The organism is Nocardia cyriacigeorgica NBRC 100375, from assembly GCF_000308555.1.
Classification (GTDB): Bacteria; Actinomycetota; Actinomycetes; order Mycobacteriales; family Mycobacteriaceae; genus Nocardia; species Nocardia cyriacigeorgica.
In genome coordinates this window covers 78,741-104,449 of sequence record NZ_BAFY01000031.1, presented here as the reverse complement: position 1 = coordinate 104,449, position 25,709 = coordinate 78,741, and the positions used below count along the sequence as shown (strand labels likewise).

The window sequence follows — 25,709 nt, the reverse complement described above, 5'->3', positions numbered from 1 at the left end:
CCGGTCAGTCTAGTGCTCGGAACCGGTCGACCTGCTGCGGCGTCGGCGGAGCGACGATGTCGATCACCTCCAGCAGCGCCCCGCGCGCCATCCGCCGCGGTTGCGGGTCGCGTTCGGTGAGCGCCGCGACCACCGCGCCGTCGACCACCGCGACGAGCCTGCGCAGCTGTTCGGACCGGACCACCCGGTCGGAGCGGCGCAGCACGTCGGCCAGCAGTTCGTCGAGCTGGGCGCGTAGCCGCTGTTGCACCTCGCGCAGCTCCGGGTGACGGGCCGAGGCGACGGTGCGTTCGTAGCGGGCGATCAACTGCCCGCGCGCGCCCTCGTCCTGACCGTCGGTGCCGATCAACAGATCGAGCACCAGTTCGACGGTGGCCTCGGCGCCACGTCTACGGTGGCTCACCTCGCCGATCCGCCGCCGCATCGCCTCCAGCTCGGCGTTACCGCTGAACTCGACCGCCCGCGCGATCAGATCTTCCAGCGATTCGAAGTAGTAGGTGGTGGACGCCAGCGGCAGCTCTGCCCGGGTCGCGACGGAGCGATGCCGCACTGCATCGAACCCACCTTCGAGTAGGAGCTCGGCAGCGGCCGCTACCAGAGCTTGGCGACGCCGTTCGCCTTTCGGGGTCGTCGCGGTTATCACCGTGCCATCGTGCCAGTCATCATCAGTTCATCCGTGCGGAATCGGAAGGAATTAGCAGCCATCGATGTTTTTACCGCATCCGCGCGGCGATGGTGTCGTACTGTGCAAAGTTGTTGCCGGACACTATGTTCGACCGCCCGGTTAGTGCTCAGCGTCGCAGGAATCGGCTCAGCCGTTCCAGCGCGGCTTCGATGTCGGCGGTCGCCCCCGCGAAGGAGAAGCGCACGGTGTGGTTGCCGGCGACGGTGTCGAAATCCAGCCCAGGCGCCAGCGCGACCCCCGTGTGCTCGAGCACCTGCGCGCACCAGGCACGGGAATCATCGGTGAGGTGGGCGATGTCGGCGTAGGCGTAGAAGGCGCCGTCGGCGGGGGCCAGATCGGTGATGCCCAGCTCGGCGAGGCCGTCCAGCAGCAGTTTTCGGTTGGTCGCGTAGCGGCGGACGTGGCCGTCGAGTTCGGCTTTGGCCTCGGCGCCGAACGCGTGCAGCGCCGCGTACTGCGAGATGGCGGGCGGGCAGACGGTCATATTCGAGGCCAGTCGCTGCAAGGCGGGCCGCATGCCGGTCGGGGCCAGCATCCAGCCGAGCCGCCAGCCGGTCATCGAGAAGTACTTCGAGACCGAGCCGATCACCACCGCCTCGCGCGAGGTCTCCCACGCCGACGCGGTGCGCTCTCCGCCGTAGGTGATGCCGTGGTAGATCTCGTCGGAGATCAGCACGGTGCCGTTGGTCTCGCACCAGCGCGCGAGGGCGGCCAGCTCGTCGGGGTCGATCATGGTGCCGGTCGGGTTGGCCGGACTGGCCACCACCAGCCCCTTCGGCGGCTGCGGCAGCGCCTCGAGCATGGCGACGGTCGGCTGGAAACGGGTCTCGTCGCCGCAGTCGAGCTCGACCACCCGGCAGCCGAGCGCGGTCAGGGTGTTGCGGTAGGCGGGGTAGCCGGGTCGGGCCACGACCACGGTGTCGCCCGGATCGAAAGCGGCCAGGAAAACGAGGGTGAACGCACCCGAGGAACCGGTCGTCACCACGACGTCATCGGGGTCGACCGGATAGCCGTAGGTGGCCCTGTGGTGTTCGGCGATCGCCGCACGCAGCGGCAGGATGCCGAAAGTCTCTGTATAACCGAGCAATTCGGCGTCGATGGCGATCTTGGTCGCGCGCAGCACCGGCGCGGGCGCGGGCGTGGAGGGTTGCCCGGCCGCGAGCACGAGCACGTCGCCGTGCGTCCTGGCTCGTTCCGCTGCGGCTTTCCAGACATCCATCACGTAGAAAGGTGGAATGGTCGACCGCCGAGATTCTGTGAACACCCGACAGACGGTAGAGCACACGCTCACCGGCGTCGGGCGCTATGGTCGCACCTGATGCTCGAGAAGGCCCCCCGGTCGCCCCTCGACCAGGACTCCGCCGAAGAGCCCGCCACCGACGGCACCGAAGCCGGCGGCGCCGGGCTCGATGAGCAGCGCCACCCGGACAGCGCGCGGGCCACCCCCGACGGCAAGCCCCGCTCCGGAACCCGCGCCCTCCGTCTCCCCCGATGGCGCCGACGGGCCGCGGCCGCCGACACCGTCATCGAAGGCGACGATTCCCCGAGTGTCGGCGCCGGCAACGAGACGCACTCGTACCCCGTCGACGATGACGACGTCGGCGCGGACCCCCTCGCCGCCGACAACACGCCGGCCGACACCGACCGGGCACCCGACGACGACCTGCCCGCCGACGAGCCGCACGCCCACTCGGTCGGCGACGGCGACGGACACACCAACGCGCCAACCACCGACACCACACCCCCCGAGCCACCCGACACGAACCAGGCACCCAGCGACGACCTGCCCGCCGACGAGCCGCACGCCCACTCGGTCGGCGACGGCGACGGACACGTAGACGTCCCCACCACCGACAACGCACTCACCGACGCACTCGACGGTGACGACGTGCCCACCGAACCGGCCGACAACGGCGTACCCGCTGACGAGGCGCCCGCCGACGAACCCGACGCCGGCAAGCGCCGCACCGGCGTACCCAACCGCTTACACGAAGTGACCATCGCCGGTGGTGTCGTGCTGGCATCGGATTGGCGGACCCGCAGTAAGGCGCCGCGACGTGATCTGCGCGGCGTGTTCGCGTCTCGCATGGCACAAGCCCGGCAGCTGGCCGCCCGTCGGCCGACCGGCGCGGACGTCACCGCATTGCTCGCCAAGCGCCCCACCCGCGAAGACCTGCGCGAACTGGCCGCGAAGCGACCGACCGGCGACGAGGTGCGCGCGACCCTGCGCAAGCATCGGGTGCTGATCGGCGGCGTCACCGTAGTCGCGTTGTTCGCCGCGGCCGATTCCGGCTTCGCCGACCTGGTCTCCGACCGCGGGCCCGCACCGGGACAGGTGCAGCGGATCGCGGTGGCCTATCCGTGGCAGATGCAGACGACCACGCCCTCGGTGCGGCGATACCTCGACGCCGTCGACCACGGCGAACGCCTGCGCGAAGCGGCCGTGGTGGCCGCGGCGGCCCGCGCCACTCTCGAACGCGCGCGCAACGAGGCGGCGGCGGCCGCGGCGGGCGAACGCCAACCGTGGATGGGCACCCCGCCGCCACCGGCCATCACGATGACGCCCGGCGAGGTGCTGCCCGGCGGTATCGCGCCCGGTGCGGGCGGTTTCGTGCTCCCGGCGATCGGCGTATTCACCTCGGGGTTCGGTCAGCGCTGGGGCACCTTCCACAACGGCATCGACGTGGCAGGGCCGATCGGCACGCCGATCTACGCCGTCGCCAATGGCACCGTCATCGACGCCGGTCCCGCGCAAGGCTTCGGCCTCTGGGTCCGCATCCGCCACGACGACGGCAGCATCTCCGTCTACGGCCACATGTACGACTTCTTCGTCTCGGTCGGCGAACGCGTCCCGGCGGGCATGCAGATCGCCCGCATGGGCAACCGCGGCGACTCCACCGGGCCCCACCTGCATTTCGAGGTCATCGTCGGCGGCCAGCACGTCGACCCGCAGCGCTGGCTGGCACTACACGGGCTCACCTACAGCTGAGCGCACGGGCCGTCCAGTGCCGCCTCACGACATCGCCCCAACCGGCGCACCCCACGCCGATGCGGGTCATGCTCGGCCAGGCATGGACCGCGGTGCCGACCCCTTCATGACCTCATCGACCCGCTGAACCGGCCACCCCGCCGTCGACCGCAGCGCCGACCGGCGCTACGCGGTCTCACCTCCAGCTGAGCGCACCTGGCGTGCACTCTCGCCTCATGACATCGCCCCAACCGGCGCACCCCACGCCGATGCGGGTCATGCTCGGCCAGGTATGGATCGCAGTGCCGACCCTTCATGAGCTCATCGCCCCGCTGAACCGGCCACCCCACACCCCCACGCCGATGCGGCCATGCTCGTCAGCACATCGCTGGGATGCCCCGCCGGACGGACCGGACCCGAACGGCAATCGGCCGATCACGCCCTCGCCGCAGCTAAACGCTGATGCGTTCCTCGACGGCGGCCAGCCCGATATCGGTGCGGTAGTGGCTTCCGGGGAGCTTGATGGCGGCGATCCGCTCATAGGCGGAGGTGCGGGCGGCGGCCAGATCGGGGCCGGTGCCCACGACGTTGAGCACCCGCCCACCGGCGGAGATCAGGGCGCCGTCCGCACGCTGCGCGGTGCCCGCGTGCAGCACCGTCGCGGTGTCATCGGAGGAGCTCTCGCCCGCACCGGTGATCACATCGCCGACGCGCGGCCGCCCCGGATAGTTCTCGGCCGCGAGCACCACGGTGATCGCCGACCCTTCCTTCCAGCGCGGCGGCTGCACCTGCGCGAGTGTGCCGGTGGCGGTGGCGTACAGCAGCTCGCCCAGCGGACTGTCCAGCAGCGCGAGCACCGCCTGGGTTTCCGGGTCGCCGAAGCGGCAGTTGAACTCGACCACGGCCGGGCCGTCGGCGCCGATAGCGAGGCCGGCGTAGAGCAGGCCGGAGAAACCGCAGCCGCGGCGCACCATTTCGGCGGCCACCGGCTCCACCACATCGGTGACGATCGCGCGCGCCGTCTCCTCCGGCAGCCAGGGCAGCGGGGTGTAGGCACCCATGCCGCCGGTGTTCGGGCCGGTGTCGCCGTCGCCGACGCGCTTGTGGTCCTGCGCGGGCAGCAGCGGCACCACGGTTTCCCCGTCGACCAGGCAGAACAGCGATACTTCCGGGCCATTCAGGAACGATTCGAACAGCACCGGATGCCCCTGTTCGAGCAGTTCCGCGCCGTGATCGCGGGCCGCGGACCGATCGGTGGTCACCACGACGCCTTTGCCCGCGGCCAGGCCGTCGTCCTTGACCACCCAGGTGGGGCCGAAGCGGTCCAGCGCCGCGTCGAGCTCGGCCGGGGTATCGACGACCTCGCTGTGCGCGGTGCGCACACCGGCGGCGGCCATCACATCTTTGGCGAACGCCTTGGAACCTTCGATCCTGGCCGCGGCCGCGGACGGACCGAAGCAGGCGATGCCGGCCGCGCGCACCGCGTCGGCCACGCCGAGCACCAGCGGCACCTCGGGGCCGATCACGACAAGATCGACGGCGAGCTCGGTGGCCAGTGCGACCACGGCCTCGGCGGAACTGGGATCGACCGGGCGGATCTGCGCGTGCTGGGCAATGCCGGCATTGCCCGGTGCGGCCACCACGGCCTGCACCGCGGGGTCGCGACGCAGGGCGAGGACAAGGGCATGTTCACGGGCTCCGGAACCGATGACGAGTACGCGCACGGCAGACAGCTTATAGGGGTATCGGTCCCGCTCCGCGTGTCAGGTTCGTGGCTCGCGGAGCCCACCGCACGCACGCGCGAACCCACGTTCACGCTGAACACCGCAGGTCGGCCCCATCGCGGCGACCACACCCGACGAAGACATGGATGATGGTTGCTGACAACCGAAGTGGGGGCGCTCCCTCACCCGAGCACGCGGAGGATGTGCGGGCCATGGGTCTGATGGACGGAATCATGGGCAACGCCGGGCGGATCGACCCCGGCCAGGCCCAGCAGGAATACGCCAAACTCCTCGGCAACGGCGAACAGATCTATGCCGCCTTTCTCCTCATCCGCGATGCGATCCTGTTCACCAACCGGCGCCTGATCCTGGTCGACAAACAGGGCATGTCGGGCCGCAAGGTGAGCTACCACAGCATCCCCTACCGTTCGATCACGCATTTCTCGGTGGAGACCGCGGGCACCTTCGACCTCGACGCCGAACTCGCCATCTGGATATCCGGCAGCTCCACCCCGTTGCAGAAGAAGTTCAACCGGCAGGTCGACATCTACGAGGTACAGGGACTGCTGTCGCACTTCGTCGCGGTCTAGGCGATGGCGCGCCCGGTGCCGTCGCGGTCCGGTGCCGGGCGCGTAACCTGCGAGCATGGCTTCTGTTTTCAGTGCGATCATCGCTGGTCAGCTTCCCGGTCGATTCGTATGGGAGGACGACGAATTCGTCGGTTTCCTCACCATCGCGCCGGTCACCCAGGGCCACACCCTGGTGGTTCCGCGCGCGGAGATCGATCAGTGGCAAGACGTCGAACCGGAGACCTTCGCCCGCCTCAACGGCGTCGCGCAGAAGGTCGGCCAGGCCGTGCGCGCCGCTTTCGACGCGCCGCGTGCCGGTCTGCTGATCGCCGGTCTCGAGGTGCCGCACCTGCATGTGCACGTCTTCCCGGCGTTCACCATGGGTAACTTCGACATCTCCGGCGCCGACCCGAACCCCTCCCCCGAATCCCTCGACGAAGCCCAGGCCAAGATCAAGCAGGCGCTGCGCGAGCTCGGGTACGGCGCCAACGTCCCGGACTGAGGCGCTGCGACGTCGAGGTGGTGGCCGCCTCCTCGACGTCGCCCGCTACCACTCGATGAACCGATCCGCGGGCCCGCCCCGTAGTTCCTCACGCTGCCGCACTCGATGGTGACGGCATCCGGCCGCGAATCCTGCGGCGAGTCGACGAGGAGCGCATCATGACCACTGTCCATCCGGCCCCGACCGAAACCGCCACCGAAGAGTTCGCCGCCAGGACGGTCGGCGTACTCAATGACGGGTGTACCGCGATGATGACCAGCATCGGCCATCAGACCGGACTGTTCGACACCATGTCCACCCTGCCGGGCCCGGTGACCTGCGCCGAACTGGCCGCCACGGCGGGCCTCAACGAACGGTACGTACGGGAATGGCTGGGCGCGATGACCGTTTCCGGCATCGTCGAATTCGACGCTGCCGCACAGACTTACCGGCTTCCGGCCGCACACGCCGCGGTCCTGACCCGTGCGGCGGGCCCGAACAATCTCGCCCGTTTCATGCAGGTCGTGTCGATGCTCGGCGAAGTGGAACCCGCTATCACCGAATGCTTCCGGGCCGGCGGCGGCCTGTCCTACGACAACTATCCGCGATTCCACCAGTTCATGGCCGAGTTCAGCGCGGGCACACTGGACGCGGCGCTGATCGACAGCATCCTGCCGATGGTGCCCGGCCTGACCGAGCGCCTGCGTGAAGGTATCGACCTCGCCGATATCGGCTGCGGTCGCGGCCACGCGATCAACCTACTGGCGCAAGCGTTTCCGGACAGCCGCTTCATCGGGTACGACTTCTCGGTCGAAGCGATCGAGGCCGCACGCGCCGAAGCCACCCGACTCGGCCTGACCAACGCGAGCTTCGACGTGCTCGACGTGGCCGAACTCGACGCCACCGACGCCTTCGACGCGATCACCGTCTTCGACGCCATCCACGACCAGGCCCATCCCGCCACCGTGCTCGCGAATATCGCCCGCGCCCTACGCGACGACGGCGTCTTCCTCATGGTCGACATCCAGGCCTCCAGCCGCCTCGAAGACAACGCCGACCTCCCCTTCGGCCCCTTCCTCTACACCGTGTCGACCATGCACTGCATGACCGTCTCCCTCGGCCTCGACGGCGACGGCCTCGGCACCGTCTGGGGCGAACAGAAGGCCCTGTCGATGCTCGCCGACGCCGGCTTCACCGATGTGCGGATCCACCACGAGGAGGCGGATCCGCTGAACAGTTACTACGTCGCCCGGAAGGGGTGAGGGAGTTCCCCCGGCCGACCCTGGATAGACGAAACGAGCGCGACGTAATGTCGCGCTCGTTGTCTTCGAGCCCCCTGTCAGGATTGAACTCTCGGGTTGGTCCTGATCAGGGGGCTCATTCGCGCTCTACCTGCGAAAACACCTCAATCAAGGTCAACCCAGATATACCGGTCTCAAGCTACTTTGCGTCCAAAGTGAGGCCAGCGCGAGGCCACCGAATACCCCGCCTGACCTGGGCTCAGTGCGGTATGTCGGTCTCGCCGTCCGCCGCCCGTCTCCACTTCGCCGCCCATTCCGCGCGGCGGTGCTCCTCCGGCAGCGCGTCCACCGCTGCCCGGACTTCCTGCCGCGCCCGGTCGTCCTGCCCGAGCATCCGCAGCACGCGGGACCGCTGGAGGCCGAAGAACCCCGGCGTGTACCAGTACCCGGCTTCCGGTGGTTCGTGGCCGTCCGCCGCTTCCATCGCACGGTCGGCCAAGCACAATCGGCGCTGTGCTTCGGCGGGCTCTCCCTCCACGGCGTGGATTCGGGCGCGCTGGAAGTGCTCATAGACCCGGATCAACGGATGCGCTCCCTGCACAGCAAGCGCGGCGTCCGAAAGGGCGGCGGCCTCCGTTCGTTCTCCGCGCTCCAGGTCCACGTACGCCGTGAAGGACAGCCCGTGCACCAGGCGGTCCGGGTCGCCCGACACCTGGGCCAGGTCCACCGCCTTGCGGAGGCTGCGCCCCGATGCCTTGTCGGCCCCGGTCGCGTGCTCCAGCCATCCCCGGTACTGGTCGATCTCGGAGGCCATACCCGCCGCCTTGCGGGCCGCACAGCTGCGCGCCTGGTCGGCGAAGGTCTCGGCCATCGTCGCCATGCCCGCGACGGCTGGGAGCACCGCGAGCGGTCCCGTGGCGTCCTCTATTCGGCGGGTGGCCGACAGCATCACGGCCACGTCCGACAGGGCGGCGGTGTCCACGCTGGCCGGAGTCTTCGTCAACGACGTGAGCCGATCCAGGTTCGAGCCCAGCGCGGTTTCGTACGCGGCCACCACGTCCGCCGGGGCGGGCCGCTTCCCCCGCTCGATATCGGAGAGGTACGCCGGGGAGTAGTGGGTACGCCGGGCGATCTCGCGCAGCCCGACCCCCGCCGCCTCCCGCGCGGCCCGAAGCATCGCCCCAGGTTCCATTTCCCCAGCTCTCGACTGCGAACACCTGCGAACACCGATTGGGTATCAGCTCCAGTTTCACACGCTTAGCGTGCTTTTCGTGCCCCCGTCGCCGGGTCGAACCGGATTCCCCGGCGGCGGGTGCAAGCCAAGCGGACGACGAAGGGGAGCGCGATGCGATCGACCGCACTCGGATGGATCGACTTCGAAGTGAGCACTGCGCCGGAGTGGGACGCCGCGCAGCTCGCCCGGTTCGCGCGGCGTCTCGGCTACCGGATCGTCTGGCCGGATGAGCGCTCGCTGTTGCCCGTGGGCGACCAGGCGCGCGCCGCCGGGGTGGACGCGGTGCTCGTCCCCGGCCCGGACCACCTCGGCCCGTTGGAGTTGAACCGCGTCATGGATGTGGCCGACGTGGAGATGCTGCTACCCCGGTTGTCCTTCGCCCAGTGGCACGCGGAGATAGGGACGGCCCAGTGATCGCGGTGCTGTGGGCTGTCGTGGTCGGCGTCCCTCTCGGGGTCCTGATTTGGGCGGCGTGCTGGCCCGACGCGCGGCCATGACGCACGAGTCCCGTGCTGATGAACGCAGGTGCTTAGCTTGTCGGGTCCAGCTCCACTGGCCGAATGCAACGGAAGGGCTCTATCGGGCGATGGAGTAGCAACCCACCGAGCGCCCGGCGCCGGGAGCGACTGAGCTGTCCGTGCAATCGGGGAAGGAGTATGCGCAGCATGTCGACCGTTGAGAAGTACCTGAAATCCGTGACTCAAGAGCAGTTTCAGCACAAGTGGCTATCCGAGGAGTTCGCGGAGGAGTCGAGAAGGCAGGCGGAGACGGAGAATTCCAAGGAGCACCACTATGTACCCCGTTTCTATCTCGATAGATGGACAATCAACGGTCTCGTTCAACCGACACAAGTAGACGCTGGCGTCGCGTACTCCCCACAGCGTCCGAAGGACGTGGGCAAGAAGACCAACTTCTACAGCATTCCGCAGTCCGAAGACACGATGGACCTTCCCTTGAAGTGGGTCGAAAAGCACCTTTCGCGAATCGAGTCCGACTGCATCAAACACTTTGCGCGCATGGATGAAATGGGAGCCAGCAAGGTTATTGAGGACGAGCTGAAACGCGACATGGCGGTATTCCTTGCGTTGCAGCTTGCTCGCACGCCGTCTAATCGAGAGAGAAGCCTGGTAATCATCAACGGCCCGGAGGTCGCCAAACGGGAATGGCTCAAGCGCACGAACCCACAGGCCACAGCTGCACAGGTAAGGGAAAGCCTGAAGCCAAAGTACTCCGACCCCAAGCGTGAGGCACTTCACCTGATGCTTGCGGATGCTCGCAATGGAGGTGCTCAAGGTTTATACAAGCGCCGATGGGCGATCTATCAAAGCACCGAGCCTATCGCCACTTGCGATGATCCAGTCATAGCGATTGCAGGACCGACCGTACCGCGATCGATGTCGTTGGGTTTGCTCAGCGCGGCGATCATTTACCCGCTTGGGCCACATCAGCTTCTCGTAATGTTACGGCCGGATCATCACCACCGATCACCGCTCACGCTTACAGCTGACGAGGTGTCAAGCGTGAATCTCGAAATCGTCAGTACGGCCACAAAGACGGCATTCGAACGGCCGGGTGACGGCATAGCGGAGAGCTTCTCTGTTCCTGCGCGACCTGCTCCAGAACTCGATGATGAATCCGTGTCGAACCTTTCGCCGGAGCGCGCCTTGGCAATGCTGCTTCATGCGGCGACACGGCGTCGGAGGTGGCCCGACGATGCCACCGCGCCCGATTGGCCCGTTCCGCGCTGGTACAGGTGAGTATCGGAAGTTCATCGGCCAGCGACACACCCCCTCCGGTACAAAGCGGCCCCAATTGATGGGAATGACCTGGGGCCGCTTGTAGTACCGAGCAGTGCCTACCACCCGATGCCGGGGAACATCTCCGCCATGCGTTCCTCGGACTCAGCGCGCTTCGCCGCCCCGTGATCGGCGTGCTCGCGGCCCTCCAGGACAAGGCTCTTGTCGATCATCACACCGAAGACAACAGCCCACCCCTTCGCCTCCGTCGCGTCCGAAGCGACCTTGGCCTTGCTCAGCGCTTCCTCGGCGGTTGCCAATGCTTCGGCGGCCATCTTCGCCCGGCGCAGGCGCGCGCCACCGATCGCCGTTTCGGTCAGCTCTCGCGTGGAGGCGGCGTCGAACCGGATGCCGTGCTCTTTGGCGAGCCGCGACAGATCGCCCTTGTCACGCCCGAGCCGCTTGGCGATGGCGGTCAGGCTCAACCCCTCCGCTTCCCGTAGCCGTCGCACCTCATCGACCAGTTCGGCATCCGTTTTCGGCGGAACAACGTTGGTCATCCGTTCAACTCCTCCACCTCTGGCGGCAAGGCAATCCCGTGGCGTCGGGCGTACTCGCGCCCGGCGTCCAGGTCCAACCGTGCCACATGCTTGCGCAGCCGCGTCATGTTGGCCTTCGCCTTCCGGTTCCCCGCCGCCACAAGGGGGGTGAGCACCTTCACCATGTCGGCGACGATGTACAGCTGACGCACGATCACGGCTTCCCTGCTCACGGGGCGGCTCGCGAGTGCGTCGGACACTGCCCGGAACGCTTCGGATGCGTCGGCGTAACCCAACTGGGCCGCGATGTCGTAGTACGACCAGCCCGCCACCTTCAGCTCCGTTGCCTTCGCCCGGCGTTCGTCATCCGTCATGGTCAGGCTCCCGCTTCATCGGTCAGCAGTCCGGCGGCGGCGTAGTCGGCAACGCTTGCCCCGGCGTCCAGAGCATCGGCAAGCCTGTTCAACTTCGCCGCCATCTCGCGCAGCCGGATCGCCGCTACCCGTTCACGCCCGGACAACTCGTAAAGCTTTGCCACGCACGGTGATTCGGCCGCGTGGTCAGGGTTCGATGCGGTCATTTCGTACCTCTCCAATCGGTAGGTGATAGGTCCATGTGAGGGATCAATGTGAATGCGGTACTGGGCGGTGGGTCATGCGTCGAACTCGAGCGGGTCCTCTGCGGACCACACCCACCCGCTGCCCGTGCCTGCCTTGCGGCTGGTGATCTTGGGGGTGCAGCAACGGGATCGGGCGTGCTTGATTTCGTTCTCGGTGAATCCGGCGGCCACCCCCTTCTCGATGACTTCGGCCGCTGGGACTTCCCCGTTCTCGTCCTTGTTCTCAGCGATGTACTTCAGGACGAACCGCTGAGCGGGTGGGCGGTCGGCACCGGGTTCCCTGTCGGGTGCGGCGGCGTCGCGCAGGATGTCCCGCACGGACACGTCCGACTCACCGAGCCAGACGAGTACGCCCGTCACGGCGTCGCCCTTGCGGGTCGGTACCACGGCCTCATCGATCCGGTAGCTCAGTGACGGCAGATCATCGCGGCCCAGGCTGTTCTTGGTCTGCGACATCACCCGCTCGTCACCGTCGCGGGCGAAGCCGAACACCGAGCGCGGCACGTCCTTGAACGCTCCCGATCCGGTGATGAGCTGTGAGGCGTCGGTACCGGCGGACTTGTTGAAGTGCGCGATACCGAGCACCACGGCCCCGGTCTGGTCGGCGATCTTCACCAGAGGGTCCAGGGCGGTGCGAACTTCCCTCGTCCGGTGCGTGTCGATGGTTTCGCCGATCACCGACATGAGCGGGTCGATCACCACCAGGGCCACGCCGTTGCCGACGATCTCCGCCTGTAGCAAGTCGTTGTCGGACGGCAGCGACAGCATCACCGCGTCGTCGGTACTCATCACCACTTCGAACCGGCCGACCTTCGACAAGTCCGCCCCGGCGGCCATCAAGCGGGGCACAAGGGTGTGCTTCCACGAGTCCTCCACCGCGACGTAGAACACCGGGCGCGGCGCCCCGTAGAACGATCCGGGCAGAGTTCCGCGCGTGATCTGCGCGGCCAGCCAGATACCGAACGACGACTTTCCGGTGCCCTCACGCCCGGCGGCGATGGACAACGACCCGGCGGGGATGCGCCCGGAATTCCGCGAAGGTGCCGCCGAAGGTGCCGAAGGTGCCGAAGGTGCCAGGTTTCGAAGGTTGGCACCTTCGGCACCTTCGGTGGCACCTTGCGATTCGTCGACCCATGCCCACACCACCGGTTCGGGCTCGATATCGACGGCCCACGTCACTTTTGCGCGGCGCACCATGCGGTTCGCCGCTTCCTCGGCGCGCCGTCGGGCCTTCGTCTCTGCCTGCTCACGAGCGGCCTTGTTCTTCGCCGCCGTCCGTTCGTCACGCTCCCGCGCTGCCTCATGCTGCGCTTCCACCGTCGCGGCGCGCAGTGCGTCAGGGATTCCATGCTCCCGTTCCCACGCATCAACTTCAGCGGCCGTGATGACGCGCCCCAGGTACTTCACAAGGGACTCGGCCACCAGCAAGCCGTGATCCTGGTCGCCGAATTGCCGCGCAGATTCGATCACCAGCGCGGCCGGTGGGTTGACCGGATCGACCTTCAGCAGTTCCGCCGCCAACAGGTTCGGCACGTACTTCGCCGGAGTAGCGTCGCCGGTAGGATTGGCCGCAGGGTTCATGTGAATTGCCTTTCTCGGCCGCCCCGGTTTCGGTCACCGGGGCGGCCATCGCATTTCTCAGAGATGTTGCAATGCAACGGATTCCGTTCGTTGCGGCGAGATCAGTCGGCCTTGACCACGTTCGCCTCTAGGAAGGCGGCGATGTCACTGGCGCGGTAGCGGATGCGCCGCCCCACCCGCACATAGGGCAGGCCGCGCCCGAGATAGCGATCCTGCGCCAGGGTGTCCTCCGAGACGCCGATGTATTCGGCGGTCTGGCGACCCGTCAGCAGTTCGGGCAATTCGACAGTGGTGGAACGCATTTCGATTCCCCTCGCGGTGATCCAACTTGATGTGCCACCCCGAGTTTGCCGTCTTAATTGACCCCAGATCAAGCAAGAATTAGGGTGTTATTCATGCGAAGCCGACTGGACTTCACCGCCCCCGGAGCGCGCGCCGGTCAGGTGCGCGAGATACGCGACGACGGGACCGTGATCTTGGAGGGCCACCCGTTCGTCTACAGAGTTCGGGTTGCCGACACCGACGACGGGCCACAGGTGGTTGGACTCGAAATCCGTTCCCCCGAAGGTGAGGCCGTGCCGATCACGTCGAACGATCTGCGCCGTATCCCGTTGGACCGACTCGCTCATGCTGTCGCGGCGCTGCGCACCGGGGAGGCCATGTCATGGCTCAACGAACCCGGTATGAGGACATTCGCCGACCCTGAGCCGGGCGACCGCACACCATCGAAACGGCCGGGGCGGCGCGGCCACCGACCGGAGTTCTACGCACAGGTGGCCGCGCTATGGCGATCGGCCCGCGATCCCGCGCGGAACGTACGCGGCCTGTCCGTACACCGATTCATCTCCGCCGAGATGGCGAAGAGCACCGGGCAGCGGGCCAGCGAGAACACCGTCAAGAGCTGGCTGCGCCGCGCTCGCGATCTGGACCTACTGACCGACGAATCACCACGAGAGAAGGGATAGACCGATGGCGACAACCCACCGGTACACCAACAAGTCCGGCGTGCGCTGGGAAGTGCGATACCGCACCCCCGACCACCGCCCGACCCGCAAGCGCGGGTTCGTCACGAAACGCGACGCCGAGCGCTTCGCCAACAGTGTGGAGGTCAGCAAGCACACCGGTGCCTACGTCGATCCCAGCGCGGGCAAGGTCACCGTGGGCGACCTCGGCCCGAAGTGGCTGAGCAACCAGAGCGGCCACATGAAGCCCAGCGGCTACCGGTCCTACGATTCGGCCTGGCGCATCCATGTCGAACCGCACTGGGGCAAGACGCCGGTCAGCAACATCAAGCCCACGGCCGTCAAGGCGTGGGTGACCGAACTCGCGACGGCACCGAAGACGGGCCGGAAGACGGGTGTCGCCGACCCGGAGACCGGCCGGACGACAGGAAAGGGCCTGAGCGCGAGCACCATCGAGACGTGCTTGCGGGTGCTCGCCGGGGTGCTGGGCGATGCCGTATCGGACCGCCGAATCGTCAGCAATCCGGCGCGCGGGGTGAAGTTGCCCAGACGAAAGGACAAGCCGCACAAGTACCTGAGCCACGCTCAGGTGGCCGCGCTGGCCGACCAGGCACCGAAGCACCGCGCCATCGTGCTGCTGCTGAGCTACTGCGGGCTGCGCTGGGGTGAGCTGGCCGCGCTGCGGGTGCGCGATGTGGATTTCCTGCGCCGCCGGATCGCGCTCACTGAGAACGCGCCGATGGTCGGCATGAAAGTGGTCGTCGGCTCGCTGAAGGGCAACACCAACCGCCCCGTGCCGATCCCGAAGTTCGTGGCCGATGAACTCGCGAAGGTGTGCAGGGGCAAGGGCCGTGACGATCTGCTCTGGACGAACCGGAAGGGTGAACACCTCGGCCCGCCCGCGTCCAAGGACTCGTGGCTGTCCGGCGCGGTCGCCCGGTGCATGAAGGCCGACGAGACGTTCCCCCGCGTCACCGCGCACGATCTTCGGCACACCGCCGCCTCCCTGGCCGTGTCGGCCGGGGCGAACGTGAAGGCCGTTCAGAAGATGCTCGGCCACAAGTCGGCGGCGATGACGCTGGACGTCTACGCCGACTTGTTCGATGACGATTTGGACGCCGTGGCCGAACGGCTGGAGGAAAGTGCGTCCAAAGTGAGGCCAAACGCCGGTTTGAAGGCAGTGGCTAGCGCGTAAAAAAGGCTCTGACCTGGGCCAGAGCCTTTCTTTCGCATTGAGCCCCCTGTCAGGATTGAACTGACGACCTTTCGCTTACAAGGCGAGTGCTCTACCACTGAGCTAAGGAGGCGGAAAGCGGAGCAATCATAACCGGGTGTGCGCACCGCGTGACACCGGGTTTCACGGTGCCATGCGGTACGCAGTCCGGTCGACGGTGTCCCGAGGCGCAGTATCGACCGCGGTCAGGACTGGGCGCCCTGGCGGGCCGCCTCGTCGGCAGCCATGGCGTCGCGCAGGCTCTTGGGACGCATGTCGGTCCAGTTCTTCTCGACGTACTCGACGCAGGCGGCGCGGCTGTCCTCGCCGAACACCACTCGCCATCCGGCCGGGACCTCCGCGAAGGCCGGCCACAGGGAGTGCTGTTCCTCGTCGTTGACCAGAACGAAGAAGCGGCCGTCTTCGTCGTCGAAGGGATTGGTGCTCATTTCACCTCACTGGATACTGGCGCTGTGTACGGGATCGCTGCTGGGTCGACCGGCGCCGGGTTACGCGAACCGCTGGCATCGGAAACCCCGAGCGTTGTGTCGACCCTAGCAAGGGATACGTTACGGCTGGGCGGTTACCTCGCCGGACCTGCTCAGGAGGCGAAGAAATCGAGCAGGATCTTGTTCACCGCTTCCGGCCGCTCCAGGTAGCCGTAGTGCCCGGCGTCGGGAATCTCCTGGTAGCGGGCACCGGGGATAGCGTCGGCGACCTCACGCGACAGGTACGGCGGAATCATCCGGTCGTCGGCGAAACCGACCGCCAGGCATGGCACGGTGATCGCCCGGTAGGCCTGCACCCGATCGAAATCGTGGTCCATGCGCCGCTGGGCGCGGATGCCGGGGGTGACCGGTCCGCCGGTGAACTCGAACAGGTCGAGCCAGTCGCGGGCGGCATTGGGGTCGGCCATCGTGGCCGGCGACAGATTCATCACCGCGGTCACCGCCGCCTCGTACTTGGGCGGCAGCGCGATGGCGCTCGCGTCCAGCTCGTGTTCGCCGAGCGAGAGCGTCTTCTGGAACTGGTCCAGGCGCCCGTGTCCGGCGAGGAAGACCGCCTTGCGCACCAGCTCGGGACGGGCCAGCGCCAGCTCCTGCGCGACCCGCGCGCCCATCGAGGTGCCCACGACCAGGGCCGGGCCCTCGTCGAGCAGTTCGATCAGGCCCGCGGTGTCGGCGACCAACTGGTCGATGGTCATCCCGTCGGCGGCCTCGAACGACGGCGCGATACCGCGATTGTCGAAGGTGCACACCCGGTAACCGGCCGCCACCAGGGCGGGCACCTGATGCAGCTCCCAGACCCGGCCGGGGCTGCCGGTGCCCATGATCATCACGACCAGCGGGCCGCCGCCCTTGACGTCGGTGCCCTTGGCTCGGTCGCCCTTGACCTGGTAGTTGAGTGAAATTCCGTTCACCGTGGCCAGTGGCATCCGCATACCCTTTCGTAAGGTTTGGTACTGCGCTGCCCACGGTATCGGTACCGCGAAGGCCGGTACACCGGGTGGGCTCCAGCACCGGGTATGTCCGGGCCGCGCGCCAGATACCATTGACTACTCGCACGTACGAGCGCAATTTCGCCGGGAGGACTGAAGATGGCCACGAAGAGCAGCGCGAACGGAATCGCCGACGAGGATCTGGAGCCGCTGGCCGACGAAACCGCTCGTCAGGCCCAACGCGTCGTGGCCGCCTACGCGGCCGACGCGGACGAATGCCGGATGCTGCTGTCGATGCTCGGCATCGGCCCCGGCGCACGCGGCGAATAAGACGCCGCACCGGATCGGCGGCACGTCCGGCGATCCTTTCGACAACTGAAACCGGGAACAGCGAAGCGCAGCGCGGCGTGAGCGACGGCCCGAAGGCGACAGCCGACCCATGACGGGCAGTCGCACGCCGCCCTCAGACAAGGATGCGTGAGTGGACCAGATGACCGACCAGCCGTCCAACGACAACGACTCCTCCGACTACGCCCTGCCGGATCCGTCCGGGCCCGCTCCGGCGCCCAACGGTTCCGCGCCCAACGGTTCGGTAGCCAACGGTGCCGGGCCGATCGACACCGAGGTCGCCGAGCCCGAACCGATCCAGGCGCAGCCCATCGGCGCAGGGGGCGGTAACTCCGGGTTCGTCGTGGTCGCCAACCGGCTCCCGGTCGATCTGGAAAAACTGCCCGACGGCAGCACGCGCTGGAAGCGCAGTCCCGGCGGACTGGTCACCGCGCTGGAACCGGTGCTGCGGTCCAACAAGGGCGCCTGGGTGGGTTGGGCCGGTGTTCCCGACGTCGACGTCGACCCGATCATCGAGGACGGTCTCGAACTGCATCCGGTGCCGCTGACGGCGCAGGAGGTCGAGGACTACTACGAAGGTTTCTCCAACGGCACACTGTGGCCGCTCTACCACGACGTCATCGTGCGCCCGGTCTACGACCGCAAATGGTGGGCCGCCTATGTGCAGGTCAATCGCCGTTTCGCCGAGGCGACCGCGAAGGTCGCCGCCGAGGGCGCCACGGTCTGGGTACAGGATTATCAGCTGCAGCTGGTGCCGAAGATGCTGCGGATGCTTCGCCCCGATCTGACCATCGGGTTCTTCCTGCACATCCCGTTCCCGCCGGTGGAACTGTTCATGCAGATGCCCTGGCGTACCGAGATCATCGAGGGGCTGCTCGGCGCCGACCTGATCGGCTTTCATCTGCCAGGCGGCGCGCAGAACTTCCTGTACCTGGCCCGCAGGCTGGCCGGCCAGCCCACCTCACGCGGCAACGTCGGCGTGCGGTCGAAGCTGGGTGTGGTGCAGGTCGGGTTCCGGAATGTGCGTGTCGGCGCCTTCCCGATCTCGATCGCCTCGGCCGAACTCGATGAGCATTCCCGCCGCCGCTCGGTGCGCGAACGCGCCGCCAAGATCCGCGCGGAACTGGGCAATCCGAAGAACATCCTGCTCGGCGTCGACCGGCTCGACTACACCAAGGGCATCGACATCCGGCTCAACGCGCTGGAAGAACTGCTGATGGAGGGCAGGGTCGACCCGTCCGACACGGTCATGGTGCAGCTGGCCACCCCCAGCCGCGAGCGGGTGCAGAGCTACATCAAGATGCGCGGCGATATCGAACGTCAGGTCGGCCGGATCAACGGCGAGTTCGCCCGGGTCGGCTACCCGGTGGTGCATTATCTGCACCGGCCCATTCCGCGTGAGGAACTGATCGCTTTCTTCGTCGCCGCCGACGCCATGCTGGTGACGCCGCTGCGCGACGGCATGAACCTGGTGGCCAAGGAGTACGTTGCCTGCCACAGCGGACTCAACGGTGCCCTTGTGCTGAGCGAATTCACCGGTGCGGCAGCGGAATTGCGGCAGGCCTATCTGTGCAATCCGCATGATCTCGACTCGGTGAAGGACGCCATCGCCTCCGCGCTGACCGACGATCGCGATACCAAACGGCGCCGGATGCGGTCGCTGCGCAGGCAGGTGCTCACCCACGACGTCGACCGCTGGGCGCGCGCGTTCCTGGACGCGCTGGCCCACGATCAGGTCGCGGGCAGCGCCTTGCTCTCCGACGAGGAGGACATGTACTCCGAACCGCATCGCTGACGGCGGTTCACAGCAACCACACAGCCAGTCCGCAGCCGGATCCCAGCGCCACCGGCCAGCATGGTAGCATGACCGGTACGCCGCAACAGACGCCCGAGGCCAGGGTGCTGGTGGTCGACGATGAGCCGATGATCGTCGAACTGCTCGATGTCAGCCTGCGCTTTCAGGGCTTCGAGGTGGCCACCGCCGCCGACGGCGCGCAAGCGCTGGATCTGGCGCGGACGTTCCGGCCACAGGCCCTCATCGTCGACGTGATGATGCCCGGTATGGACGGGTTCGGCCTGCTGCGCCGGCTGCGGGCCGACGGTTTCGACGCGCCGGTGCTGTTTCTCACCGCCCGCGACGAGGTGCACGACAAGGTGACCGGCCTGACCCTCGGCGCCGATGACTACGTCACCAAACCGTTCAGCCTCGAAGAGGTGGTGGCGCGGCTGCGGGTGATCCTGCGCCGCGCCGGTCAGGTGAACCCGGCACCGCCGCGTGCCCGCTTGCGGTTCGCCGATATCGAACTCGACGACGACACGCACGAGGTGTGGAAATCCGGCGCGCCGGTGTCGTTGTCGCCCACCGAATTCACCCTGCTGCGGTACTTCATCGTCAACGCGGGCACGGTACTGAGTAAGCCACGCATCCTGGATCACGTGTGGCGCTACGACTTCGGCGGTGAGGTCGGAGTGGTGGAGACCTATGTGTCGTATCTGCGCAAGAAGGTCGACACCGGTGAGCAGCGGCTGATTCATACGTTGCGTGGGGTGGGATATGTGCTGCGCGAACCCGATAGCGGGCGGCGGTGAAAATCTCCACGGACGCCGAGACGCGAGCCGAGAAAACGTCCGGTGGAGGCGCGCAGGCCGCCACCTGGCTGGGTTCGGCCAAGCAGGCGATATCGGATCGACTCGCCGCCATTCCGCTCCGCATCACCTTGGTGCTGGCGCTGGTCATGCTGGCGGCGGGCGGACTGCTGGCCTCGGGGGTGGCGGTCACCTCCGCGCTGCGCACGGTGCTGGTCGACCGTCTCGACCAACAGCTGGTCGAAGCAGCGCACACCTGGGCGAGTCCAGGCGGGCCCGCATTACACCGGTTGCCCGGGCGTCCCGGCTTCGAACGCCCACCGGTGCTGTTCTACGCGCGGGTTCAGGATTCGTCCGGCCGGGTGCTGCAACTCGACGACCGGGCGGCCGGAGCACCGGATGTCCCCGCCGACGCCGGGACCGGCCCCTTCACCACCGGATCCACCGACGGCGATTCGTCGAACTGGCGGGTCCTGAATCTCGAGACCCCGCAGGGCTCGAGCCTGGTCGCGTTGCGGATGGACGAAACCGAGGCCATCATCGACCGGCTCATCATGCTGGAACTCGTCATCGGCGCGTTGGTGCTGGCGGCGATGGCGGTGGCGGCGTACTTCGTCATCCGGCGCAGTCTGCGGCGGCTGGTCGAGGTCGAGGAGATCGCCGCCGAGATCGCCGCCGGTGATCTGCATCGGCGGGTTCCGGTGCGCGGCAATAATACCGAGGTCGACAGCCTTGCTACCTCGCTCAACGCCATGCTCACCCAGATCCAGGCCGGTTTCGCGGCGACGGAGGCCTCCGAAGAGGCGGCGCGCCGATCCGAGGCCAAGATGCGCCGGTTCGTCGCCGACGCCAGCCACGAACTGCGCACCCCGCTCACCACTATCCGCGGTTTCGCCGAGCTGCACCGCCAGGGCGCGGCCACTGATGCGGGCCTGTTCATGGAACGGATCGAGAGCGAAGCCAATCGAATGAGCGTGCTGGTGGGCGATCTGCTGATGCTGGCCCGGCTCGACGCCCAGCGTCCCCTCGAACGGGAACCGGTCGATCTGCTGGCCCTGGCCAGCGACGCCGTGCACAGCGCCCGCGCCGCGGCCGCGGCCCGCCATCCCGACCTGCCGTCGCGCCCCATCGATCTCGACGCGCGGCCGGGAACCGGGACCTACGAGGTCGCCGGCGACGCCGCCCGGCTCCGCCAGGTGCTGGCCAACCTGCTGAACAACGCTCTCGTCCACACCCCGCCCGACGCGGCGATCACCGTCGCACTGACCCCGGGCGACGACGAGGTCGGGCTCGAAGTCGCAGATACCGGCCCCGGCCTACCCGCCGAGGAAGCCGCCCGCATCTTCGAACGCTTCTACCGCACCGACACCTCACGCAGCCGCGACAGCGGCGGGACCGGACTCGGGCTGTCGATCGTGCAAGCCCTGGTCACCGCACACGGCGGAAGCGTGGACGTGCACAGCGCTGTCGGCGAGGGAACCACCTTCACCGTCCGATTGCCGCGCGGGCAGTCGACGCCGAGGTGAACCTGCGCGCCTCGAGGCCGGTCGCGTAAGCGATGAGTCGGGGCTCGTCCGCTCAGCTCAGATCGGTGTCACCGACGCGACCAGCCACCGGTCGTCGGACTTGTCCATCTCCACCCGCACCCGGCTGCCCGAGGTGGTGCCCTGGGGGCTGTCTTTGCTGGTGGTGACCTGGTTCAGGTACAGCATGACGACGGCGTGGGCGCGGTCGGCGGAGACTACGCCTGCGGCTTGGGTGGTGGCGGCTACGGTGAGTTGTTTTTCCTTGGCGCCGGGGACGATGGCCTTCTCGATCAGCGTCAGGTAGTCCTTGCGGAACGGGTCGGCGAGGTTGTCGGCGGCCTTCGGCAGTTCGGTTTCGACCGTGGTGTGTTCGTAGCTGAACATGGCCGAGACGGTGCGGCTGGCGGCTTCGACCGCGGCGGCGCGGGAATCCTCGGATCGCTGGTCGTCCCAGTAGCGGTAGCCGTTGATGCCGAGGATGATCGCCGACGCGGTGACCACGACCGCCGTCACACCGAGCAAGATCTTGGTACGCAAACCCAAAGCACTCATGCCACGAACTCCACATCAGAAGCGGTCATACCGGAATCGCTGTTGGTGACGGTGATCCGGAATCGGTAGTACCGCAGTTGCGGACCTTCCTGGCCCGCATTGGTCACGGTCTGTTTGGCGGCCACCAGTACGCGCGCGGAGTCGTCGTCCGAGCTTTCCAGTGCGGCCTCGACGACCTCGCCGGTGGACTGCACCTTGGCCTGCTTGACCACCTCGGTGAAGGGGTCGACCCGGCCGTTGAACTCGTCCTTGAATTCACCGGAGGCCATGGTGAGGATGCGGTCGATGTCCTCCTTGGCCGTGTCCGCGCGGATGGTGGTCAGATTCAGCACGGTCTGGCGGGCGGTCTGGATGTACTCGGCACGCAGGGCGTCGCGTTCTTCGGTGGAACGCATCGCGAACACCGAGATCACCGCACCGGCCACCAGAGCGAGGGCGAGGATGGTCGAGGCGGCGACGGCGAGTATGCGGGCAGCGGAACGACGGGGGCGCTTGTCGTCGGCGGAGCCCGAGTCGGCCGGGCCCGAGGTCGCCTTGTCCAGCTTCACGGTGTCGGCGTCGGTCTGTGCCGAAGCCATGCTCAGCTTCACCGTGTCGGCCTCGGCGGTGCCGGCATCCGTCTTCGCCATGCCGGTGCTCAGCTTGACGGTGTCGGCATCGGCGTTCGCCGTGTCGGAGCTCAGCTTGACCGTGTCAGCATCTGCCTTGGCCGTGTCGGAGCTCGGCTCGACCGTGTCCGCGGCCGACCCGGTCGCGCCCGCCCCCACCTTCACCGTGTCCGCAGCAGCACCTCCGGCCCCGGCCCCCGCAACCGAACGCGTGTCCGTCTTGTCCGATTCCTCCCCCCGAACACGGGCAGAGCCCGGTACGGCGGTACCGGGCTCGACCGCATCGCTGCGGTCCGTATCCGAGGCCGATAGCGCCTCGGTGCGCAGGTCGTCGATCGGCGGGCCCGCGGAACGGCTCGCGCGCCGACGAGTCCGGCTGTTGTTCTTTTCGCTCATCGTTGCTGCTCCTCGAACATCGCTTGCCAACTCGACGGGACCGTGCCCGATCCGCCAGGTTCGATATTTCCCTGCCGGTAGGTGCGGCCATCGGTGCCGATATAGACGCCCGTGCCCGGATCGTAGGACCTGGCGGCGGCGGGCGTGGTCATTGCGCCCGATCCCACCGACGGCGCACCGGCCGGGGCCGAGCCCGGGATCAGCGGCGCGGAGGCGGGGGCGACGGGCTGCGGCGGGCCGAAGGGCGGGTTGTTGCCCTCCGGAACGTACCCGGTGCGGCACAGCTCCGGTGAGGGCGCTCGCCGTCCGGGGAACTCCGCGCAGGGGGTGTTGCGGATGCCGCGCACGGCGACCGGCGAATCCTGCGGAACCTTGCAGTACAGGCCGGACGGCGTGTCGATCGGGGTGAGGTCGGCCGGCGAACGCCGCTGATCCGGCGGCAGGAATCCGGTGGTGCACGGCGGCGGATCGTTGAGGGTGGTCATGAAGTCGACCATCGCGCCGTACTCCAGCGGCCCGCGAATCGAGGTCAGCAGCGCCGCGACCAGCGGCGGGTAGACGACCAGGATCTGTTCGACGCCCGCGTGGTAGGTGACCGCGACCTGGCCGAGGCTCACCAGATTGGCCAGCAGCAGCGGCAGGGTCGGGCGCAGCGAGTCGAACTGGTTGGTGACGGTTTCCAGCGCGGCCGGTCCGTCGCGCAGGATATTGCGCAGCGCCGGATCGTGTTCGCGCAGTTGATCGGTCACCGTTGCCAGGTCGGCGGTCCAGGAGCGGATGGCGTCCTCGGAGCGAACCTGGGTGTCCAGCAGCGGGCCGATCTGCTCGATCAGCTGTTTGGTCGGCTCGGCACTGTCCTTGGCCTCCTGCACCAGCAGGGCCGCCGAGTCGATGAAGCGCTGCAGGTCCGGGCCCGCGCCGTTGAATGCGCGGAACGCCTCGTCGATCACCTGACGCAGCCGGGTGTCGGCGACACTGGACAGCAGCCGGTCGGTCTGGTCCAGCAGGGCGCCGACATCCTGCGGCAGCTTGGTCCGCTCCACCGGAATCACGCTGCCGTCGTAGAGGTTTCCGTCGCCGCCGCCTTCGATCGGCACCAGGTCGACGTACTGTTCGCCGATCGCCGACACGCTGCGCACCCACGCTTCGGAGTCGCTGGGGATCTTGTAGTCGCTGTCGATGGACAGATCCGCCTCCACCCCTTCGGGTGTCAGCCGGACCTCGGTCACCTTGCCGACGTTCGTGCCGCGGAAGGCCACGTTCGCCTGCTGGTACAGCCCGCCGGTCGCCTCGAGTTGCACGGTGACCTTGTAGCGGCCGATACCGAGCATCGCGGGCACACCGATGTAGGTGCCGCCCATGACGACCAGGCCGATCACGGTGAGTACGGAGAAGATCGCCAGCTGGATCTTGACGAATTTGGTGAGCGTCACCGCCCCTGTCCCCCTTCCGGCGCGGGTGCCGGTGCGGCCGCGCCTGGCAGCGGCACGGTCAGCCCGGGAATGGCGGGCAGGCCCGGAATCGGCGGCAGCCCGGGGATCGTGGGTGCGGGCGCACCGGGTTGACCGGCCGGTGGCTGCATCGGTGTGGTCAGCGGATTACCTTGCTGCCCGGCGGTATCCGGCGCGAAGGTACCGAGCACGCCTTCCACGCCGCCGAACCGGCCGCCGAGCGGGGTTCCGGTGAGGAAGTTGGAGTCCAGGCGCTTGCCGGTCATATCCACCGTCATGAACAGGTTGAGGTAATCGCCCTTGATGGCGTTGCCGAGGTTCTTCATCGGGAACGGGAACGTCAACGCGATCTTCAACGCCTCGGTGAGGTTGTTGCCGGTGTCGGCCAGGGTTTGCAGGACCGGGCCGAGGGCGGCGAGATTCGCCTTCAGGTTGTCGCCGGCGTTGTCGATGATCCGCTGGGTGACGTCGCTGAGGTCGCCGAGCGCGGTGAGCGTATGGGTGATGTTCTCGCGGCGATCGGCCAGCACGGTCAGTGCCGGGTGGATCTGCTCGATGGCGTCGGCCACCAGGTCCTTCTGCTGATTCAGCTGACCGCCGAGCCGGTCCAGCCCGGCCATCGCGGCGATGATGTCGTTGGTCTGCGATTGCAGGTTGGTGGTCAGGTCGTTGAGCTGCGGCAGCAGATCGCGGATCTCGTCCTCGTTGCCGACGAAGGCCGCGTTCAGTTCGCGTGTGATGGTCTCGAGCTGCGAGATACCGCCGCCGTTGAGCACCACCGACAGCGACGACAGCACCTGTTCGGTGGTCGGGTAGGCGCCGGCGCGGTCGAGCGGGATCAGGTCGCCGTCGCTCAGCCTGCCCTGCGGCTCCACGTTCTGCGGCGGCGCCAGCTCCACGTGGTTGCTGCCGAGCAGACTGGTCTGCCCGATCTTGGCCACCGCGTTGGCGGGCAGCACCACATCGGGATTGAGCGAGACGGTGACCAGCGCGTGCCAGCCCTCCACCTCGATCCCGGTGACGGTGCCGACCGCGACGTCATCGACGCGGACCGGCGAATTACGGGTCAGCGTGGTGACATTCGGCATCTGAATCCGCACCTGATACGCGCCCTCGCCGGTGCCCTCGTTACCGGGCATCGGTAGCGAGTTCAGCCCGTCCCACTGACACCCGGTGACGCCGAGCGCCAGGGTGAGTCCGACCGCGACGGCCGCGGTGCGGCGCATCGCACGCTTACGCGATGGCATCGACC

27 protein-coding genes and 1 tRNA gene are annotated in these 25,709 nt (G+C 67.6%); 12 read left to right on the top strand and 16 right to left on the bottom strand.

All coding sequences use genetic code 11. The features are described 5' to 3' along the window. Positions 1 to 4: 4 nt before the first annotated feature. Together RJ05_RS02865 and RJ05_RS02860 are read right to left on the bottom strand one after the other, a co-directional pair. Positions 5 to 643, bottom strand: coding sequence for a TetR/AcrR family transcriptional regulator (locus RJ05_RS02865; protein WP_036532768.1), 639 nt, complete (start codon positions 641 to 643; stop codon positions 5 to 7). A gap of 148 nt (positions 644 to 791) precedes the next feature. Beyond that, the gene (locus tag RJ05_RS02860; RefSeq protein ID WP_081597137.1) at positions 792 to 1,949 is read right to left on the bottom strand and encodes a pyridoxal phosphate-dependent aminotransferase; all 1,158 of its coding nucleotides are present in this window, start codon (positions 1,947 to 1,949) and stop codon (positions 792 to 794) included. 54 nt (positions 1,950 to 2,003) lie between these two features. On the opposite strand from RJ05_RS02860, the gene RJ05_RS32855 reads away from it, so the two are divergent. After that, positions 2,004 to 3,674, top strand: a complete 1,671-nt coding sequence (locus RJ05_RS32855) for a M23 family metallopeptidase (protein ID WP_081597136.1) — start codon at positions 2,004 to 2,006, stop codon at positions 3,672 to 3,674. Between the two features lie 431 nt (positions 3,675 to 4,105). Here the strand turns inward: RJ05_RS32855 and purD are convergent, their stop codons facing one another. After that, entirely contained in the window at positions 4,106 to 5,377 is a 1,272-nt protein-coding gene (gene purD, locus RJ05_RS02850; protein ID WP_036532764.1) for a phosphoribosylamine--glycine ligase, read from the bottom strand. Between the two features lie 212 nt (positions 5,378 to 5,589). Here purD and RJ05_RS02845 point away from each other — a divergent pair, with 212 nt between their 5' ends. The 3 genes from RJ05_RS02845 to RJ05_RS02835 all read left to right on the top strand — a co-directional run bounded on the left by RJ05_RS02845 (position 5,590) and on the right by RJ05_RS02835 (position 7,689). Then, entirely contained in the window at positions 5,590 to 5,967 is a 378-nt protein-coding gene (locus RJ05_RS02845; protein ID WP_014348859.1) for a PH domain-containing protein, read from the top strand. Positions 5,968 to 6,022: 55 nt separating this feature from the next. Beyond that, positions 6,023 to 6,448 (top strand): HIT family protein, encoded by a 426-nt coding sequence (locus RJ05_RS02840; protein WP_036532761.1) that lies wholly within the window; start codon positions 6,023 to 6,025, stop codon positions 6,446 to 6,448. A gap of 158 nt (positions 6,449 to 6,606) precedes the next feature. Beyond that, positions 6,607 to 7,689: a class I SAM-dependent methyltransferase gene (locus RJ05_RS02835; RefSeq protein WP_036532759.1), complete on the top strand. Its 1,083-nt coding sequence runs from the start codon at positions 6,607 to 6,609 to the stop codon at positions 7,687 to 7,689. A gap of 238 nt (positions 7,690 to 7,927) precedes the next feature. On the opposite strand, the gene RJ05_RS02830 is transcribed toward RJ05_RS02835, so the two are convergent. Beyond that, positions 7,928 to 8,845 carry a helix-turn-helix domain-containing protein gene (locus RJ05_RS02830; RefSeq protein WP_162140621.1) on the bottom strand — a complete coding sequence of 306 codons (918 nt, stop codon included), beginning with the start codon at positions 8,843 to 8,845 and terminating at the stop codon, positions 7,928 to 7,930. Between the two features lie 168 nt (positions 8,846 to 9,013). Between RJ05_RS02830 and RJ05_RS02825 the strand changes: the two genes are divergently transcribed. Together RJ05_RS02825 and RJ05_RS02820 are read left to right on the top strand one after the other, a co-directional pair. After that, the gene (locus RJ05_RS02825) at positions 9,014 to 9,316 is read left to right on the top strand and encodes a hypothetical protein (protein ID WP_036532850.1); all 303 of its coding nucleotides are present in this window, start codon (positions 9,014 to 9,016) and stop codon (positions 9,314 to 9,316) included. 251 nt (positions 9,317 to 9,567) lie between these two features. After that, positions 9,568 to 10,659, top strand: a complete 1,092-nt coding sequence (locus RJ05_RS02820) for a DUF4238 domain-containing protein (protein ID WP_162140620.1) — start codon at positions 9,568 to 9,570, stop codon at positions 10,657 to 10,659. Positions 10,660 to 10,757: 98 nt separating this feature from the next. Here the strand turns inward: RJ05_RS02820 and RJ05_RS02815 are convergent, their stop codons facing one another. From RJ05_RS02815 to RJ05_RS02800, 5 genes are all read right to left on the bottom strand, one after another. Continuing rightward, positions 10,758 to 11,198 (bottom strand): helix-turn-helix domain-containing protein, encoded by a 441-nt coding sequence (locus tag RJ05_RS02815; protein ID WP_036532755.1) that lies wholly within the window; start codon positions 11,196 to 11,198, stop codon positions 10,758 to 10,760. Next, a complete protein-coding gene (locus RJ05_RS02810) occupies positions 11,195 to 11,551 on the bottom strand; it encodes a hypothetical protein (protein WP_036532752.1) in 357 nt (118 codons plus the stop codon). The genes RJ05_RS02815 and RJ05_RS02810 overlap by 4 nt, the downstream gene beginning before the upstream one ends. Before the next feature lie 2 nt (positions 11,552 to 11,553). After that, positions 11,554 to 11,757 carry a hypothetical protein gene (locus RJ05_RS30665; protein WP_138445616.1) on the bottom strand — a complete coding sequence of 68 codons (204 nt, stop codon included), beginning with the start codon at positions 11,755 to 11,757 and terminating at the stop codon, positions 11,554 to 11,556. A 72-nt stretch (positions 11,758 to 11,829) separates the two neighbouring features. After that, a complete protein-coding gene (locus tag RJ05_RS29175; RefSeq protein WP_051016143.1) occupies positions 11,830 to 13,377 on the bottom strand; it encodes an AAA family ATPase in 1,548 nt (515 codons plus the stop codon). Positions 13,378 to 13,478: 101 nt separating this feature from the next. Next, complete coding sequence (locus tag RJ05_RS02800) at positions 13,479 to 13,679, bottom strand: helix-turn-helix domain-containing protein (RefSeq protein WP_036532750.1); 201 nt, start codon at positions 13,677 to 13,679, stop codon at positions 13,479 to 13,481. Between the two features lie 93 nt (positions 13,680 to 13,772). On the opposite strand from RJ05_RS02800, the gene RJ05_RS02795 reads away from it, so the two are divergent. Both RJ05_RS02795 and RJ05_RS02790 read left to right on the top strand, forming a co-directional pair. Next, the gene (locus RJ05_RS02795; RefSeq protein WP_036532748.1) at positions 13,773 to 14,342 is read left to right on the top strand and encodes a hypothetical protein; all 570 of its coding nucleotides are present in this window, start codon (positions 13,773 to 13,775) and stop codon (positions 14,340 to 14,342) included. Positions 14,343 to 14,346: 4 nt separating this feature from the next. Beyond that, entirely contained in the window at positions 14,347 to 15,534 is a 1,188-nt protein-coding gene (locus RJ05_RS02790; protein WP_036532745.1) for a tyrosine-type recombinase/integrase, read from the top strand. Positions 15,535 to 15,574: 40 nt separating this feature from the next. Here RJ05_RS02790 and RJ05_RS02785 read toward each other — a convergent pair. From RJ05_RS02785 to RJ05_RS02775, 3 genes are all read right to left on the bottom strand, one after another. Then, positions 15,575 to 15,646: transfer RNA gene (locus RJ05_RS02785), tRNA-Thr, on the bottom strand. A gap of 112 nt (positions 15,647 to 15,758) precedes the next feature. Then, positions 15,759 to 16,001 (bottom strand): MbtH family protein, encoded by a 243-nt coding sequence (locus RJ05_RS02780; protein ID WP_036532743.1) that lies wholly within the window; start codon positions 15,999 to 16,001, stop codon positions 15,759 to 15,761. Between the two features lie 152 nt (positions 16,002 to 16,153). Further along, positions 16,154 to 16,987 carry an alpha/beta fold hydrolase gene (locus tag RJ05_RS02775; RefSeq protein WP_036532741.1) on the bottom strand — a complete coding sequence of 278 codons (834 nt, stop codon included), beginning with the start codon at positions 16,985 to 16,987 and terminating at the stop codon, positions 16,154 to 16,156. 162 nt (positions 16,988 to 17,149) lie between these two features. Between RJ05_RS02775 and RJ05_RS31600 the strand changes: the two genes are divergently transcribed. The 4 genes from RJ05_RS31600 (at position 17,150) to RJ05_RS02760 (ending at position 21,450) form a co-directional block, all read left to right on the top strand. Then, on the top strand, positions 17,150 to 17,320 hold the full coding sequence (locus tag RJ05_RS31600; protein ID WP_165448960.1) for a hypothetical protein: 171 nt from the start codon (positions 17,150 to 17,152) through the stop codon (positions 17,318 to 17,320). 160 nt (positions 17,321 to 17,480) lie between these two features. Further along, positions 17,481 to 19,133 (top strand): alpha,alpha-trehalose-phosphate synthase (UDP-forming), encoded by a 1,653-nt coding sequence (locus RJ05_RS02770; protein ID WP_228785001.1) that lies wholly within the window; start codon positions 17,481 to 17,483, stop codon positions 19,131 to 19,133. Between the two features lie 68 nt (positions 19,134 to 19,201). Next, on the top strand, positions 19,202 to 19,927 hold the full coding sequence (locus RJ05_RS02765; protein WP_036532739.1) for a response regulator transcription factor: 726 nt from the start codon (positions 19,202 to 19,204) through the stop codon (positions 19,925 to 19,927). Beyond that, the gene (locus RJ05_RS02760) at positions 19,924 to 21,450 is read left to right on the top strand and encodes a sensor histidine kinase (protein WP_373365048.1); all 1,527 of its coding nucleotides are present in this window, start codon (positions 19,924 to 19,926) and stop codon (positions 21,448 to 21,450) included. The genes RJ05_RS02765 and RJ05_RS02760 overlap by 4 nt, the downstream gene beginning before the upstream one ends. A 57-nt stretch (positions 21,451 to 21,507) precedes the next feature. Here RJ05_RS02760 and RJ05_RS02755 read toward each other — a convergent pair whose 3' ends face one another. Genes RJ05_RS02755 through RJ05_RS02740 form a run of 4 tightly spaced genes read right to left on the bottom strand, consistent with a single transcriptional unit; the run spans position 21,508 to position 25,683 of the window. Beyond that, positions 21,508 to 22,002, bottom strand: a complete 495-nt coding sequence (locus tag RJ05_RS02755; protein WP_036532737.1) for a hypothetical protein — start codon at positions 22,000 to 22,002, stop codon at positions 21,508 to 21,510. Then, a complete protein-coding gene (locus RJ05_RS29170; protein WP_051016141.1) occupies positions 21,999 to 23,006 on the bottom strand; it encodes an Rv1363c family protein in 1,008 nt (335 codons plus the stop codon). The genes RJ05_RS02755 and RJ05_RS29170 overlap by 4 nt, the downstream gene beginning before the upstream one ends. Continuing rightward, positions 23,003 to 24,439 (bottom strand): MCE family protein, encoded by a 1,437-nt coding sequence (locus RJ05_RS02745; protein ID WP_036532736.1) that lies wholly within the window; start codon positions 24,437 to 24,439, stop codon positions 23,003 to 23,005. The genes RJ05_RS29170 and RJ05_RS02745 overlap by 4 nt, the downstream gene beginning before the upstream one ends. Then, the gene (locus RJ05_RS02740; RefSeq protein ID WP_081597134.1) at positions 24,436 to 25,683 is read right to left on the bottom strand and encodes an MCE family protein; all 1,248 of its coding nucleotides are present in this window, start codon (positions 25,681 to 25,683) and stop codon (positions 24,436 to 24,438) included. The genes RJ05_RS02745 and RJ05_RS02740 overlap by 4 nt, the downstream gene beginning before the upstream one ends. Positions 25,684 to 25,709 lie beyond the last annotated feature (26 nt).